We start from the raw sequence: 17,573 nt of genomic DNA on the forward strand, positions 1-17,573 counted from the left end.
TTGATTTATCAAATGCAACTACAAGTACTGCCATGTATCTTGATTCTTCAAGAGGAATTAATAATGGAGAGATTGCCGTAGGAAATAAGTCCACTGGAATTTATGGAATTTATAACAAAGATACATCGGTTTATAGTGCTGCCAAGTCAGGAACTGTAAATACAGGGACAATTACAACAGTTGCAGGATCTAAGATAAAGATTGGAGATGAATCATCTGCTATTTATGCTGTTGGATTTGATAAGATTGAAAATAAAGGAAGCATAACTGGCGGAGATAAGTCAGTTGGAATTTATGCAAAAAATACAACGGCAAGCAGCAAGAATATAAATGTGGTAAGTACAGGAAATATTACATTAGGAAAAGGTTCTGCTGGAATTTATATTGCACCTGAAACTTCCAATAATCCAAATGCAACGGTTACAAATAGTGGAAATATAACAATTGGTGATTCGACATTGGATGCAAGTGGAAATGTCACTTCGACTTCAGTTGGAATTTATGCAACGAATAAGACAAATGTTACAACTACTGGAGATGTAACTGTTGGAAATAGAGGATTTGCACTTTATGGAAATGATTCAACATTGACTGTAAATGGTGGAAACTATAATTTTGCAAATAGTGGAAGTTTGGCATATTTAGAAAATAATGCAGTGTTAAACTACAATAATGCTGGAACATTAACAACTTTTTCAGAGCCAGTGCTTTATATTATAAACAGTAAAGCCAATATGAATAACAATGACATCGTTGTTTTATCAAAAGGAACTGGAGTTTACATGAATGGAACATCTGCTTTTAACGGATGGAACAATATGACGTTAAATAACGGATCTACTGGAATTTATGTGGACAGATCAAATGCTACAATAAATGGTAATAAAATAACAGGTGTATCTAATAAGGCAAAAGGAATTGTTGCAATAGATTCTGATGTTGTAAATAAAGCAAGTATGGAATTTAATAGTGATGATTCAATTGGAATTTTCTCACAAAATAAGTCAGGAAGTGCAAAAACTATTATAAATAGTGGAAATATTGACATTACTGGAAAACGTTCGATTGCAGCATATTTAGAAGGAACATCGGATCAAACATTTGAAAATAGTGGAACAATTAATGTTGATAAGACTACAACTTCTGTGAAAAATGACTCGACAGTAGGAATTTATGCACAAGGTGGTTCAAGAATAAATGTTAAAAATAGTGGAACAATAAATGTTGGAGAATCTTCATTTGGAATTTATTCATTAAGTGAAAATGGAAATGTAGAAACAACTGGAAGTTCTGTGATTAATGTTGCAGATAAAGCAATTGGTGTTTATAAAAAAGGTGGAACTGCCAATATTGGTGGGGTGATTAATGTTGCTAACCATACAGCGACAGATCCGAATAGTGAACCGGTAGGAATTTACGGATCAAGCGGAGTTTCAATTACTGACACTACTTCACATTTTAATGTTGGAGATAAGTCTTATGGTGTGATTTTGGCAAATCCGGGAATGAGCAAGACAAATGTTTATTCAAATTCGGCTTCATCAAATGTAACTTTAGGAAATGAATCGACATTTATTTATACAGAAGGTTCATCAAGAGTTACAAATAATGCAGCAATTACATCTGGAACAAACGGAAAAATTATTGCGATTTATGGTAAAGATGGAGCAAATATTGTAAATAATGGAACTATTGATCTATCACAAGGAGCTGGAAATCAAGGTATTCTTGTTACAGGGGCCTCTAATGCAGTAAATAGAGGAATAATAAGAATTGGAAAAACAGATAAGTCTGATCCAAATAATATTATTTACGGAATTGGAATGGCAGCTGTAGGTGGAGCAAGCATTTCAAATGAAAGAGATATTTATGTAACTGAAAACTTGGGTATTGGAATGTATGGAGATGACAGAGGTACAACATTAAGAAACTCTGGAAATATTTACCTAGACGCATCAGGAGCAACAGCATCTAACAAAATTCAGACAATGATGGGAGTATTTGTAAATAATGGAGCGAAATTTGTAAACACAGGAAATATTACTACAACTGGATCTTATCATGGAAATGATAATGTTCAAGGAGTTGTGGGAGTCGCTGTATTAAATGGAAGTACACTTGAAAACTATGGAAGAATAAATATAGATGCAGACAGCAGCTATGGAGTCCTAATAAAAGGTACTTCAAACAATAAATCTATAATTAAGAATTATGGAGAAATCAATATAAGCGGGCTAAAATCTTATGGAGTTAGATATGATGCAGATTCTCAAGGTGTATCAGGAAACTTGCCAGTTGGAACAGATGCCACTCCGGCAAATGTATTGCCTGCATTGAGTTCAGGATCTGGAAGAATTAGTTCTGCAGATGGAGCACAAGATTATTATGCTCCAAAAGATCCAAGCAAAACTCTTGGAGGAGTAGGAATCGTTCAATTGCCAAACGGAAGGCTGGCAATACAACGAAATGGAGTAATATTAAACGACAACCAAGTTCAGACATTAAATTATTCTACGCCTAACGTAAATTACGCATTCTCAAATTTTGGAGTTTATGTAGATACATTAGGAAGAACACGTCCAATTAATATAAATGGTGCAAATTCTCTTGGAATTAATAGTGACCTTTTGATTGGAACAGAATTTTCAGTACTTACAAATGCTAAAAATGTAATTATTGGAAAACAAATATTGCAGCCGTTCTTAAATCAAATAAATGCTGGAATATTTAACTTTACTCCATATTCTGCTTCATTAACTTGGATGGCAACACCTGAAGTAGATCCGTCAACACAGCAAATTACACGTGTTCTTATGACAAAGATTCCTTATACAGCCTTTGTTTCACCAACATCAAATGAATTTAACTTTACTGATGGACTAGAGCAAAGATATGACGTAAATCCAATAGATTCAAGGGAAAAAGAAGTATTTAATAAATTGAATACAATTGGAAATAGTGAAGAAGCGTTATTAGCACAAGCGTATGACGAAATGATGGGACATCAATATGCAAATGTTCAGCAAAGAATTTTTGAAACAGGTAATTTACTGAATAAGGAATTTGGATATTTGAGAAATGAATGGGAAACAAAATCTAAAGATTCAAACAAGATAAAAGTATTTGGAATGAAAGGCGACTACAAGACAGATACAGCTGGAATTATTGACTATACAAATAAGGCTTATGGATTTGCATATCTGAATGAAAATGAAACTGTAAAACTGGGAGAATCAAAAGGATGGTATGCAGGAGCAGTTAAGAATAAATTTGACTTTAGTGATATAGGACGTTCAAAAGAAGAACAAACTATGGTAAAAGCAGGAGTATACAAGTCAATGCCGCTTGGAAGAGATCATAACAATGGATTGAATTGGACTGTTGCTGGAGAAGGATTTATTGGAACTGGTGAAATGAATAGAAAATTCCTTGTTGTTGATGACATATTTGAAGCAAAATCACAATATCATTTGTATGGAGCTGGAATTAAAAATGAACTTAGAAAAAATATTAGAACAAGTGAAAGAACAAGCATCTCGCCTTACGGAAGTCTTAAAATGGAATATGGAAGATTTGATGGAATAAAAGAAGATAGCGGACAAATACGTCTTGAAGTAAAATCAAATGACTATTACTCTATAAAACCTGAAGTTGGAGTAGAATTTAAATACAGACAGCCAATGGCAGTAAGAACAACTTTTATAGCAAAATTGGGACTTGCTTATGAAAATGAGCTTGGAAAAGTCGGAGATGTAAATAATAAAGCAAGAGTTCGTTATACAACAGCTGATTGGTTCAATATTAGAGGAGAAAAGGATGACAGACGTGGAAACGGAAAAGTTGACCTGAACCTTGGAATTGAAAATACAAGATTTGGCGTAACAGTAAATGCAGGTTATGATACAAAAGGAAGCAACGTTAGAGGTGGAATTGGATTTAGAGCAATTTACTAATTTTTAAAGCATAGTAAAAGATCTATTATTCTAATAAAAATAATATTTTACTAAATAACAAAAAGTTGCTGACTATATGCTCAAATCCTAAATTTATGTAATTTATTTTTAATATTTCAATTTTAAATGGGTTTGTGTGTATGTTATAAAAAGGGCAGTAAACGAAAAGTTTTACTGTTCTTTTTTTTGAAAATAATATGAATTGCTTCAAAGCCTTTAAATATAGGCATTAGTACAGTTTTTTTTTTTTTTTTTTGATTTTTAAAGAATTATGTGATATACTAATGCTGTATGACAGTAAATAATTTTTCCTATATTCAGAAAAATATGGAAAGTAGCTGTATAGTTAAGTAAAATGCTAAAATAAAATATATTAAAAAAATATAGCGATTCTAGTTTGACTAGGATTCGAGCAAAAAATGGAGGCATGTAAAATGACAGTAGATAAAATGATAAAGGGTCTTATTGAATCAGCTAAGATGGAACATATTCGCAATGTGATCCGTTATCTTTTGAATGGATCTATAGAAAAAGTCGTAAACATTCACAAAAGGGAGTTGCATTATATCAGTAGTCTTGAAATGGATGAATTTATGGAAAAGGACGAGTTTTTGGAAAGTGAAGCTGGAGAACTGTTAATTAAATATTTTAAATATATGTATGATAATTTTCCTGATGAATTAAGTTATCAGTTTGCAAATTTTCCATTAAAATATAAGATATATAAAATTTTAGGATTTTCTGATGAATTTGTAAAAAAGGATTTTGAGAATAATTTAGAAATAAAAAATAAAGAAATTTTTTGGAATAGCTGTAAATATTTTGTTAATTATTTTGGATATTTGGCAAATGAATATATACAAAATTATAAAGAGTATTCAAATAATCTTTTGATGAAATTGGGAATGTTAATAATTATAAAAAATATTGAGCTGATGAATGAAGGAAAAGTTAAAGATGAAAAGGAAATAAAAGCATTAGACAACATCTTTATAAACTATATTGCAAGTAAAATTAATAAAAGTGGTGAAAGTGAAACATTTGAAAAATATTTGGACAGCAGTAATTTTAGAAGGCATTTCCAAAGTACCGAAATACTTGAATTTGAAGAAATAAGAAAATATCTGGAAAAGAGATTTTTTGAAGTCGTAATAGAAAATAGTAAAATTTCAGATATTATTTCCGAAGGAATTAAATTATTTGTAATATTTTCAGGAATAGAATTTTCGCCAACAAATCACAATTACAACTATCGTAATAGAATGTCTAAAAAAATAATTGAAAATTTTGAAAAATATGATTTTTCTCAGGGGCAAAAAGTTTATCTTCTTGTAAATTATGGATCTAATACTGTTTTTGAAAATCTTAGAAATTCTGAGATAATGTATAATTTATTTAAAGATACGATTAAAGAAGATTTGGAAAATACTAAATCAATTTTATGTGATAATTTAAATGAAAACAGATTAGAATATTCATTTTTACTACATTTTTTTATAAGAGGAAGCTTAATTGATGAAGATGAAAAAGATAAATTGTTAAAAAAATCTGAAAATATATTAATTGACAATCTAAAAGGATTGTTTGCAATGAAGTCTTGGGAATGGAATCCAATTGACTTTAAAAATTTGGATTTTTTGCAGGAAAATAATATTAATTGGGAAGATATTTCTGTAAACTGTCAAGGAAATAAGGCAGCAGTTATTCTTGTCAAAAAAAGTAAAATAATATTTTCACTTTTAAAATATTCAAATATGTATCAAAAAATCTTCAAATTTTTGATAAAGTGTATAAAAAGAGTAAATATATTTAAAGATATTTTTATAAAATATACAATAATATATGGAGTAGATAATTTAAGGCAAATAATGGATGAATTATGGAATTATGAATTGCCTATTAGCTTTATTAATGAGAAATATTTTGAGTATATTGAAAAAAATGGAAATGGTAATAAAAATAACAAGTTTTGGATTGAGTTTTTACATGCGCATGAAGAAGAACTGTATGAAAGTTTTGAAAATAACAATATGCCAAGTGAAATCATCGAAAAGTATGTAAATATTTTATATTTGGAAGATAATGGATTTGATTATTCAAAATTGCCTGGATTATTGGTAAGGGCAGAAAAAGCTTTAAAAGACAAGATAAGGGAAATTTTGAAAAATCAGATGGATAAAGAAAAAGTAAGGTTAAAAGTAGAAGAAATCTTTAAAACTAAAAGTGATTCTACTAAACATATTGCTGGCAGCCTTATTAGATACTGGAATAATATAAAAGCTCAAGAAGGAATAGAAAGCCTTGCAGATTCGAGAGACATTGTTGAATATGCAGATAGCCTGTGCCTTGAAAAGCATGAGGACAATGCAGTATTTAGTACAGAAGTTGACTATAATTCAGTACGGATAAAAGATGAAAATAAAAGAATACCATCTAAGCTAATGAAATATTATATTTCAGAATATATATTGGCAAAAGATATAAAGTGCATTGAAATATGTAATAGAATTGAGGAAATAGCAGAAAAAGAAGATTTAAGGAAATTTGTCGAAAAAATATTTGACAGATGGAAAGCACATAAATTTAATCCAAAATATAAAAATCTTTTTGTGCCGCTAATACGAACTGCAAATTTAGAACAAATAAGTGAAATGGTAAATATAGTTGATATGCTTGTTAGCGAGTATAATAAGATTGCTGTTGCAGCTTATGGGATTAGAGTTTTGACATTGCGAAAAGAAGTTAAGGAAATAGGAATACTTTTAAATGGATTTAGATTAAATTATAAGGATAAAAGAATTAGAATTGCAGCTGATGAGGCATTGGGAATGATTGCAGAAAGAGAAGGAATTTCTAGAGATGAACTAAATGATATTTTAGTTCCAGATTTTAACTTTGGAATGGACAGAACAAAAATTTTTAATTATGGAGAAAAGAAAATAAAAGCAATACTTGAAATTGAAGAAGAACCTCAAAAAGTTATTCTTTATGATGAGAATGGAAGATCAATGAGAAGCTTTCCAAGGACAAACCAAAAAAGAAGCAATAGAAATTCGATACTTGAAAGCTGTAAAAAAGAATTAAAATATATAAAAAAACAATTAAGGGTAATATCAGTAGTTCAAGTAGACAGCTTGTTAAAATCTTTTTTTTCTCAAAGAAAATGGCAAGTAAAAAAATGGCAGGAAGTTTTTATTAAAAATCCTGTTATGCAAAAGTATGCAATACTGCTTGTATGGAAAGAAATTGATAGTGAAAATAAAATAATAAATACGTTTAGATATACAGAAAATGGAACTTTTGAAACAATAAATGGAAAAGAGTATAAATTAGGTAACGATAGCTATATAAATCTTTTGTATTTTCCTGAAGTGTCTGATAATGAACAGGAATATTGGAAAAAATATTTTAAAGAGAAAAAAATATCTCAGCTAATAAGGCAAGCAGATGTGCCAGTTTATAAACTAACAGAAAAAAATCAGGAAAATATAGAAATTATAGATTATAATGATAAAGAATTTACTATAAAGGAATTACGAAAACAAAGCTCAAAATTGGGATTTGAAATTAGCTGTGGAAATGATGGAATGGCATACGGAATTCATTATTACGATGAAAATACAAAAACTAAAATCGTTATTATGACAGATTCATTTTTTCCAAGAGAATATTCAAAAATATCAAAAATAAGAAAGATATTATTTTTTAAAGATAATGTATCATTTCATTATGAGGATATTTTACAAAGTATGAAAAGACAGAATATAAAACCTTTAAAATTAAAAGATGTTTCAGATAGAGTATTAAGTCTAGCATGCTATGTATCTGAAATTTTGTAATTTTGATTTATAATAAAATAAAGAAGTATTAAGGAGATAAAAATGAATAATAAAAAAAAGGTAATATTATTTTTAGGAGCAGTTTCATTAATAGCTTTTGGAAATTATCGACAATTTGTGGAAAGTAACAAAGGAGAAACTGTAGCAAAAAGTAAGGTTAGCGAAAAAGCAACTTCATCTGCAAGTAAAAAAATAAAGGAAAATAAATCAAGCGAAAAAGCGGCATCATCCAAAGATGAAGCATCTAAGGAAGGAAAAACTGACGAAAAGGCAACATCGCCCGTAAATAATGAAAACAAGGCAAAATCTGAAAATAAAGAGCCAATGGCAGAAATAAAATCTGTTCCACAGCCAAAACCAAATAAGCCAGTAAATGCAGCACAAAAGCCTTCAAATGAAACATCAAGCAAAAAGCCTGACAACACTCAAAAGAAAAAAAATAGTTCTGAAAATCCTAAAAATCAAAGTTCACAAAAAAATCATTCAAAAGAATCGGGACAATTAAAAATTGATAAAAATAAAGATGTTGAAAATCAATATAAACTGAATACGCCAAATGAAGGAAAAACAAGTGAAAAAGCAACTTCGTCAAGTGGAAAATAGGTAAAAAATATGATGTATAAAGTTCAAGTACGCTTTTTATTTCATTCAGATATAAAAATAAAAATACCTGAAATTTATGATGATTCAGTTTTTGATGATTTATTTGGAATACTGGAGGATGTAAATAGAAAATATAATTCCTACTCGGAAAATTCGTATATTGATAAGATTAATAAAAATAGTGGGCATTTTGTAAAAGTAGATTTATAAACCATTGAAATTTTGAGAAAAATTATTCATTTGTCAAAAATCATTGGTGGAGAATATGACATTACAATAATGCCTCTCATAAGGCTTTGGGGATTTTATAGACAAAATCCCGTTTTGCCGTGTTTTGAAGAAATAAAAAAAGCTAAAAGACTTGTTGATTATAAAAAAATTATTATCGACAGAAAGAGAAGTCTTATAAAAATCGGGAAAAATCAGGAAATTATAACGGGTTCATTTATAAAGGCTTATGCGATTGAAAAAATGGTTGATAGAATGCGAGAATTGGGAATAGATGATGCTGTCATAAATGCAGGTGGAAGTAGTATTATTGCTATTGATGAGTGGGGAATTATCGCTGAAAATCCTGAAGATGAAAAAGAGATGTTAAGAAATGTAAATGGAATGCCGATTAGAATAACAAAATATAAATACACTGGAAATAAAGAAAACGATTTATTTGAAATAAAAATAAAAAATATGAGTTATTCGACTTCTAATCAAAAAAATACATATATTATGATAAATAATGAAAAATATGGACATATAATAAGTCCAAAAACTGGATTTCCATCTCAAAATAAACAAGTTAGTGTAATTACAAAAAGTGCCTTTTTTGGAGATGTCATTTCAACAGGACTTTATAATCAGACACCTGAAGAATTTTATAAGATTATGGAAAAATTATCTAAAGAAATGGAAATTTCTAGTTTTCTGATTGATAAATCTGGGAAAATACATTATTTTAATATGGAAAAATATTTTTTATAAAAATTGAAAAAATTAAAATTACTGGAATTTTATAAATATCAAAAAAAATAAGCATAGAAAGGAGAAAAAATTGGCAAAAGACGTTTTACATGAATTAAGAGACATAAATTCGTTAAGATCAAGGAGAAATAATGTAGTATTAATATTTCTCTGCTTTATTGTGGGAATTTTTTCTGGAATTATTGTAGGAAGTTATACATTAATATTAAAAAAAATGTCAGTTTTTAGGGGATATTTTACTACAAATTTGGAGTTTTCAAAAATAATTATCGGAATAGTGATTTTTATATTAATGGGACTGGCTATACAGTTTATGCTTTATAAATATCCTTTGATTAGTGGAAGTGGAATTCCGCAAGTTAGCGGACTGCTTACAAAAAAGATAAGCTTTAAATGGTTTGGAGAGTTAATTACAAAGTTTTTAGGAGGGGTATTAGCAATTGGAGCTGGAATGTCAATGGGACGTGAAGGGCCTTCTGTACATTTAGGAGCCTTGATAGGTTCAGGAATAAAAAAAATTACAAGACGTTCTGAAGTAGAGGAAAAATATCTTGTAACTTGTGGAGCAAGTGCAGGTATTTCTTCAACATTTAATGCTCCGCTTGCAGGGGTAATATTTTCACTTGAGGAGCTGCATAAATTCTTTTCACCGTTGTTGCTGATCTGTGTTATGGTAGCAAGTGGTACTTCAAATTATGTTTCAAGAATGATTTTAGGTTCGCATACGTCTTTTCAGTATAATTTTATGTTGCCAAGAGGTATACCGTATTCTGTAATTGCACTTGTAACAGTTGTTTTTTGTATTGTAATTACAATTACTGGAAGGGCATTTAGCTATTTTTTACTACTTATTCAAAAATATTATAGAAAGATAAAATTGAACAATTATGTAAAAATATCAATATTTATGGTAATAGCGTATATTGTAGCTATATTTTTTAGTGATGTTACAGGTGGTGGACATGAACTTATTGAGGAAATGTTTGGAAAAAATGTAATGTTAAAAACAATTATCATAATTTTGTTATTAAAATTCTTTTATACAATGCTTTGCTATGCAACAAGCGCTCCAGGAGGAATTTTTCTCCCAATGCTTGTAATAGGGGCTTTGACAGGAAAAGTCTACGGTGAAATGCTAAATCATTATTTTTCAATTCCAAATGAAATAATCGTGCATTTTATGCTGCTTGGAATGGCAGCTTATTTTACAGCAGTTGTAAGGGCTCCGATTACTGGAATTACATTGATTTTGGAAATGACAGGTAACTTTTCATATTTGTATATGCTAATAGTTGTTTGTACAATAACTTATATTTTTACAGAATTATTAAAAATGGAGCCAATTTATGAAAGGCTTTATCTTAATATGTTTCAAAAACAAATTATGGAAGAAAAAAAAGATACTTCCAAAATTCATAAAAATGATAACCGATTGGAAATGCTGGAAAAATGGTGGAAAAATAAAAAATTTGGTATTGGTGTAAGACCAGATGTAAAGGATAAGATTGTAACACTTTTAATTCCAGTAGGAGCAAATTCTGAATTTGACAATAAATTAGTAAAGGATCTTAAATTACCAGAAAATTTATTAATCGTAAGTGTTCGTAAAGCTGGAAAAGACAGCATTGCACGTGGAGATACGTCAATTCAAAGTGGGAATCAGCTTGTAATTATAACAGATTATGAAACTGCTCGAAAATATGCTGGAGAACTGCGGGAAAGAGGAATGAAGATTATTGAATAGTTTTAAGTAAATGTTTTAAATATTTTATTTTGTCCTAAAAAATGTAACAGTAGAAAAAAAGTCAGCTTTGTGATAAAATATATATGTAATTTATAAAAAATTTAAAATTTAGTTTTACTATAAATGACAAATAATGGAAATAATTTAAAATAGGGAGGAAAAATAATGCCAAGTGAACTAAATAAAGTTTATTCACCAAATGAAATAGAGGATAAATGGTATAAAATCTGGGAAGAAAGAGGGTATTTTACTGCACAGCATAATGCTGAAAAGCCAGGATATTCAATTGCTATTCCGCCGCCAAATGTTACAGGAATTTTGCATATGGGTCATATGCTTAATAATTCAATTCAAGATGCGATTATTAGATATAAGAGAATGAGCGGATTTGATGCTCTTTGGATTCCGGGGATGGATCACGCTGGAATTGCTACACAAAATAAAGTTGAAAGAATGTTGGCTAGTGAAGGTACTTCAAAAGAAGAAATAGGATATGATGAATTCTTGAGAAGAACTTGGGAATGGAAAGAAAAACATGGAGGGCTGATTACAAAGCAGCTTAGAAAATTGGGAGTCTCATTAGATTGGACAAGAGAGAGATTTACTATGGATGAAGGGCTTTCAAGAGCTGTAAAAGAAGTCTTTATAAAATTATATAATGACGGGTTAATTTATAGAGGAGAATATATTGTAAACTGGTGTCCTCATGACAAGACAGCTTTGGCTGATGATGAAGTTAATCACATTGATAAAAAAGGAAAAATCTGGGAAATCAAATATAGAATTAAAGATACTGATGATTATGTGATCATTGCAACAACAAGACCTGAAACAATGTTAGGAGATACAGGAGTTGCAGTAAATCCAAATGATGACAGATACAAACATTTAATCGGTAAAAAAGTTATTTTACCATTGATGAATAGAGAAATTCCGATTGTTGCAGATGAGTATGTAGATATGGAATTCGGTACAGGGGTAGTAAAAATGACACCTTCGCACGATCCTAACGACTTTGAAGTAGCCAAAAGAACTGGACTTGAATTTATAAACATTTTTACTGAAGATGCACATGTAAATTCAAATGGTGGAAAATACGAAGGATTAGAAAGATTTGCTGCTAGAAAAGCGATTTTGGCTGATTTAGAGGCTGAAGGATTGCTAGTTGGGACAAAAGAACACAGCCACGCTGTAGGACATTGTTACAGATGTGACTCAATCATTGAACCAAGAGTTTCAACTCAATGGTTTGTAAAAATGAAGCCGCTTGCAAAAAGAGCGTTAGAAGTTGTAAAAAATGGGAAAATACAAATTACTCCAAAAAGATGGGAAAAAGTTTATTACAACTGGCTGGAAAACATAAGAGACTGGACAATCTCACGTCAAGTCTGGTGGGGACATAGAATACCTGCCTATTATTCAGAAGATGGAACAATTTTTGTGGCAAAAAGTATGGAAGAGGCAAAAGAGCAGGCACGTAAAAAATTTGGAAAAGATGTAAGTCTAAGAGAAGAAAAAGATGTGCTTGATACTTGGTTTTCATCGGCATTATGGCCATTTTCAACATTAGGATGGCCTGACAAAACTCCAGATTTAGAAAAATTCTTTCCAACAAATGCGTTAGTAACAGGAGCAGATATTTTATTTTTCTGGGTAGCTAGAATGGTTATGATGAGTCTATATATAAACGATGAAATTCCGTTTAGCTATGTATATCTGCATGGAATCATAAGAGATGATAAAGGAAGAAAAATGAGTAAATCTTTAGGAAATTCACCTGATCCGCTTGATTTAATAGCAAAATACGGAGCAGATGCAATAAGATTTAGCTTTTTATACAATACTTCACAAGGGCAGGATATACATTTTTCAGAAAAATTAATTGAAATGGGTTCAACTTTTGCAAATAAAGTTTGGAATGCGTCAAGATTTGTATTATCAAATTTAGAAGATTTTGATATTTCAACAACTTCAGATAATTTAGAATTTAAACTTGAAGATAAATGGATTTTATCAAAATTACAGGCTACTGCAAAATTAATTAATGAAAATATGGATAAATATGAATTAGATGCTGCTGCAAAATTAGCTTATGAATTTTTTAGAGGAGATTTTTGTGACTGGTATGTAGAAATTGCCAAAACACGGGTTTATGGACAAGAAGGTAGTGATAAGGTTGCTGCACAATGGGTTTTAAGACATGTCCTTGATAAGGGATTAAAAATGCTGCATCCATTTATGCCTTTTATTACTGAGGAAATTTGGCAAAAATTACAAACTGGTGAAGAAACAATTATGTTATCGGACTTTCCAAAAGAAGAAAAAGAGTTTGTAAACATTGATGCTGAAAAGGAATTTGATTATCTAAAAGAAATTATTTCTGCAATTAGAAATATCCGTGGAGAAGCAAATGTTTCACCATCTAAAAAAATTGAAGTTATTTTCAAAACAGTTGATGAAAACGAAAAAAATATTTTGCAAAATAATGCCAAAATATTGGATAAATTGGCAAATGTTGAAAAATATGAATTTAATGCAGAAATTCCAAAACTTGTAGGATTCAGACTAGTTGATACAACTGAAATTTATGTTCCGCTGGCAGAGTTGATTGACTTAGATAAAGAAATTGAAAAACTTGAAAAAAGTATTGAAAAAACTCAAAAGGACTTGGATAAAACTTTAAACAAATTATCTAATGAAAATTTTGTTAAAAGGGCAAAACCTGAAGCTGTGGAAAAAGAAAAGAGAATTAAAGAAGAGCTTGAAAGTAAAATTGCAAAATTAAGAGAATCAATGAACTTATATAAATAATTTTTTTACAAAATCTATAAATCTATCAAGAATCTCTTGTTTTTAAAAGTGAAAGCAAATTAATGGTTATAAGAGTTTTGGAGTATCAAAATAAGAATATCGTGAAACAAAATATTTTGTTTTTTTGTGAAGGTAAAAAATTATTAAATTAGTAAATATTTTAAGTAGTATATTTTAAGTAAAAAAATAAATTTAAATGGAGGAAATATGAAAAAGTTGTTAATATTAGTTTTAATGGCACTAGCCTTGAGTTCTTGCTTATCTGTAGGAGTGGGAGTTGGACCTGGCGGATTACACGGTGGAGTTGGAATGTATTTTTAAAGATTGGAGATATTTTTATGAAAAAAATATTTGTTATAGCGATAGTTTTATTTGCTATTACTGCTTGTAGCAGTACAGATGGAAAAGGAAAAAATTCAATTAATATTGGTGTAGGATTTTCAGGACTCTAAAACTTTATAACCAAAATTTAAAAATATTAAATTTATTAGAATTTTTAGACTTTTATAAATGATTATATACTTGAATCCATTTAAAATTAAACTATTAAAAATTATATAAATTTAGGATTTGAGTAAAATAGTCATAACTTTTGAGTTCAGTTTTAAATCAATTTTACTATAATTTTAGTAGTTGAAGAAAGGGAGAATCTAAAATGGGAGCATTATTTTGGGCAGTTTTGTCAGGAATATTGGCGATTTTGGAAATAATTATTCCAGGGCTTGTAACAATTTGGTTTGCTATTTCAGCTTTAATTGTGATGCTTATTTCAAATTTTATTGGAGATTCGCTTATGCAATTTTTAATATTTGCTGTGCTTTCAATAATTTTCTTGATTTTTACACGTCCAGTTTTGAGAAGATATATCGAGTTGCAAAGAAAGACAAATTTTGATGCAAGTATGAAAGGAACAAATGTAAAAATTGAAAAAGTGGTTGATACTAGAAAAATTGAAAAAGAATACGAAGTAAAGTTTAAAGGCTCTATTTGGACTGGAATTAGTGAAGAAATATTATCAAGTGGAGAAATTGTAAAAATTAAAGGATTTAGAGGAAATAAAATAATTTTAGGAAAAATAAGTAATTATAAAAATAAAAAATAGGAGGTAATATTATGTGGGCTTTACCATTAGTAGTAATTCTCATTGTAATTGCATTGATTTATATTTTTAAATCAATAAAAATTGTGCCTGAATCACGTGTGCTTATTGTGGAAAAATTGGGAAAATATGACAGATCTTTAAGTTCGGGACTTAGTTTTTTGAATCCGTTTTTTGACAGAATTGCGAGAAGTGTATCACTAAAGGAACAAGTTGTGGATTTTCCGCCTCAGCCAGTTATCACAAAAGATAATGCCACAATGCAAATTGATACAGTCGTTTATTTTCAAATAACTGATCCAAAATTGTATACTTATGGAGTAGAACGTCCTCTTTCAGCAATAGAAAATTTGACAGCTACGACATTAAGAAATATTATTGGAGACATGACAGTAGACCAAACTTTGACTTCAAGAGATGTCATTAACACAAAAATGCGTCAGGAACTGGACGATGCAACAGATCCGTGGGGAATAAAAGTAAATCGTGTGGAATTAAAGAGTATTTTGCCACCAGCGGATATTCGTGTTGCAATGGAAAAGGAAATGAAGGCTGAACGTGAAAAAAGAGCTAATATTTTGGAAGCACAAGCAAAAAGAGAAGCTGCAATATTAGTTGCTGAAGGAGAAAAACAAGCTGCTATTTTGAGAGCTGAAGCTAAGAAGGAACAACAGATAAAAGAAGCAGAAGGGGAGGCAGAAGCTATTTTGTCAGTTCAAAGAGCAAAAGCAGAAGCCTTGAGATTGTTAAATGAAGCATCACCAAATGAAAAAGTTTTATCTTTAAGAGGATTGGAAGCGTTTGAAAAAGTTGCCGATGGAAAAGCTACAAAGATTATTATTCCAAGTAATATGCAAAATTTAGCAAGTATTGCGACAGCGTTTTCTGAATTGACTAAAAATGATAACGAGATTAAAAAATAGATTGAATGGGACTGAGTGAGCTGCTCAGTCTTTTTTTTGTAAATATTTAAATACGAACTATAAAAAAGTTTATTAAAAAAAGTAGAAAAATACAATTAATAGGTGTATAATAATGTAAAATAAAATTGAAAGGGATGAAAATGATGGATAAAAAAATTGGGTTAGTTCTGGAAGGTGGAGGAATGAGAGGAATCTTTACAGCAGGAGTTTTAGATTTTTTTCTGGAAAAAAATATTGAAGTAGATAATCTAATTGGGGTGTCAGCTGGAGCGGCATTGGGTGCAAGCTATGTTTCAAAGCAGTATAAAAGAGGGTTTGATGCAATCGCTGATCATATAAATAAAAGAGAATATGCAAGTTTTTATAATTTGCTAAAGACGGGAGATTTTTTTGAGGAGCAGTATGCCTATCACGATATTCCTGAAAAATATAATCCGTTTGATAATGAAACTTTTAAAAATAGTAAAACAGAATTTCAAGCAGTCATTACAAACTGCGAAACTGGAGAGGCAGAATACCCTGTGGTTAAAGATGCAATAAAAGAAATTGATACTTTAAGGGCATCGGCTTCACTTCCGTTTTTGTCAAGACTTGTTAAATTAAATGGAAAAAATTATTTGGATGGAGGAGTTTCTGATCCGATTCCTTTAGATTATTCAATAAAAAAGGGAAATACCAAAAATATTGTCGTGTTGACAAGAGATAAAAATTATCGCAAAAAACAAAGTAGATTAGGGACAATTTCAGCAATAAGATATAGAAAATATCCTAAATTTGTGGAGCTTATGAAGACAAGATATAGTCGATATAATGCGACTTTGGATCATATTTATGATTTGGAGAAAAAGGGAAAAATTTTTGTAATTCAGCCGTCAGTTCCATTGACTTTGGGAAGAATTGAAAAAAATCGTGATAAATTGCAGAAAGTTTATAATATTGGATATGAAGAAGCAAAGAAAAATTTTGAAAAGTTAAAAAAATATTTAGAAAAATAATGTTGAGTGTATTTAATGTGAATAATTAATAAAAAAATATAAAAGTAAAAGCGATAAATATTGAATAATAGCGGTATTTGTAATCGCAAGGGGTCAAGACCCCTTGTCAGGAAGCGGAGAAAAACAAGAAAAATCAAGCATAAAAATACTGTGTTTATTGCATTTTTAGACTTTTACAAATAACTAAATAAAAAAATAAGAAAGGAGGGAAAAGTGAAAAATGAAAAAATCTGGTATGAGTTAGATGCCTTTGCAAAAACGTATTCTTCGATAATTAGTGAAGGGAGAACAACGTGTTTTAGGCTTTCGGCATTGTTTTCTGAAAATATTGATTTAGAAGTATTGAGGAATGTGGCAGTTTTGCTTGAAAAAAAATATCCGTTTTATTAAATAGTGCAAGAACACTCGCAACTTTTAGTCGTGAGATAAATTGCACGAAGATTTTAGTAAGCATATAGGGAAACTTGTATGTAGACACGGAGCAAAACCGTGCAACAAAGAAACTGAATTGCTGGGAACTCTTAAAGCTAGTATAACCACAACATAATACCTAAGTGAGAATATATGGTATAGGTGTGATGGTGGCGAAAGCAGAAAAAATATACTAGATGGTGCAAGGTTAAATCCT

The 17,573-nt window shown here is 29.8% G+C and carries 11 protein-coding genes; all 11 read left to right on the plus strand.

Going from position 1 to position 17,573, the window contains the following annotated elements:
* On the plus strand, positions 1-3,953 hold a 3,953-nt coding region (locus ACO409_RS07855), incomplete at its 5' end, for an autotransporter domain-containing protein (protein WP_485556232.1).
* 434 nt (positions 3,954-4,387) lie between these two features.
* Positions 4,388-7,792 (plus strand): DUF4132 domain-containing protein, encoded by a 3,405-nt coding sequence (locus ACO409_RS07860; protein ID WP_485556233.1) that lies wholly within the window; start codon positions 4,388-4,390, stop codon positions 7,790-7,792.
* Positions 7,793-7,834: 42 nt separating this feature from the next.
* Entirely contained in the window at positions 7,835-8,395 is a 561-nt protein-coding gene (locus ACO409_RS07865) for a hypothetical protein (RefSeq protein ID WP_485556234.1), read from the plus strand.
* A gap of 9 nt (positions 8,396-8,404) precedes the next feature.
* A complete protein-coding gene (locus tag ACO409_RS07870; protein WP_485556235.1) occupies positions 8,405-8,605 on the plus strand; it encodes a hypothetical protein in 201 nt (66 codons plus the stop codon).
* Positions 8,606-8,617: 12 nt separating this feature from the next.
* Positions 8,618-9,373, plus strand: coding sequence for an FAD:protein FMN transferase (locus ACO409_RS07875; RefSeq protein ID WP_485556236.1), 756 nt, complete (start codon positions 8,618-8,620; stop codon positions 9,371-9,373).
* Between the two features lie 70 nt (positions 9,374-9,443).
* A complete protein-coding gene (locus ACO409_RS07880) occupies positions 9,444-11,117 on the plus strand; it encodes a ClC family H(+)/Cl(-) exchange transporter (protein ID WP_485556237.1) in 1,674 nt (557 codons plus the stop codon).
* Positions 11,118-11,282: 165 nt separating this feature from the next.
* Complete coding sequence (locus tag ACO409_RS07885) at positions 11,283-13,928, plus strand: valine--tRNA ligase (protein ID WP_485556238.1); 2,646 nt, start codon at positions 11,283-11,285, stop codon at positions 13,926-13,928.
* A gap of 655 nt (positions 13,929-14,583) precedes the next feature.
* Positions 14,584-15,030, plus strand: coding sequence for an NfeD family protein (locus tag ACO409_RS07890; protein WP_485556239.1), 447 nt, complete (start codon positions 14,584-14,586; stop codon positions 15,028-15,030).
* An 11-nt stretch (positions 15,031-15,041) separates the two neighbouring features.
* The gene (locus ACO409_RS07895) at positions 15,042-15,950 is read left to right on the plus strand and encodes an SPFH domain-containing protein (protein ID WP_485556240.1); all 909 of its coding nucleotides are present in this window, start codon (positions 15,042-15,044) and stop codon (positions 15,948-15,950) included.
* 143 nt (positions 15,951-16,093) lie between these two features.
* On the plus strand, positions 16,094-16,945 hold the full coding sequence (locus tag ACO409_RS07900; RefSeq protein WP_485556241.1) for a patatin-like phospholipase family protein: 852 nt from the start codon (positions 16,094-16,096) through the stop codon (positions 16,943-16,945).
* 213 nt (positions 16,946-17,158) lie between these two features.
* A complete protein-coding gene (locus ACO409_RS07905; protein ID WP_485556242.1) occupies positions 17,159-17,335 on the plus strand; it encodes a hypothetical protein in 177 nt (58 codons plus the stop codon).
* Positions 17,336-17,573: the final 238 nt, after the last annotated feature.

This window comes from Leptotrichia sp. (assembly GCF_057270615.1).

Coding starts and splice junctions, on each gene's coding strand:
- ACO409_RS07860 (WP_485556233.1), top strand. CDS start 4,388: ATGACAGTAGATAAAATGATAAAGGGTCTTATTGAATCAGCTAAGATG.
- ACO409_RS07865 (WP_485556234.1), top strand. CDS start 7,835: ATGAATAATAAAAAAAAGGTAATATTATTTTTAGGAGCAGTTTCATTA.
- ACO409_RS07870 (WP_485556235.1), top strand. CDS start 8,405: ATGATGTATAAAGTTCAAGTACGCTTTTTATTTCATTCAGATATAAAA.
- ACO409_RS07885 (WP_485556238.1), top strand. CDS start 11,283: ATGCCAAGTGAACTAAATAAAGTTTATTCACCAAATGAAATAGAGGAT.
- ACO409_RS07890 (WP_485556239.1), top strand. CDS start 14,584: ATGGGAGCATTATTTTGGGCAGTTTTGTCAGGAATATTGGCGATTTTG.
- ACO409_RS07895 (WP_485556240.1), top strand. CDS start 15,042: ATGTGGGCTTTACCATTAGTAGTAATTCTCATTGTAATTGCATTGATT.
- ACO409_RS07900 (WP_485556241.1), top strand. CDS start 16,094: ATGGATAAAAAAATTGGGTTAGTTCTGGAAGGTGGAGGAATGAGAGGA.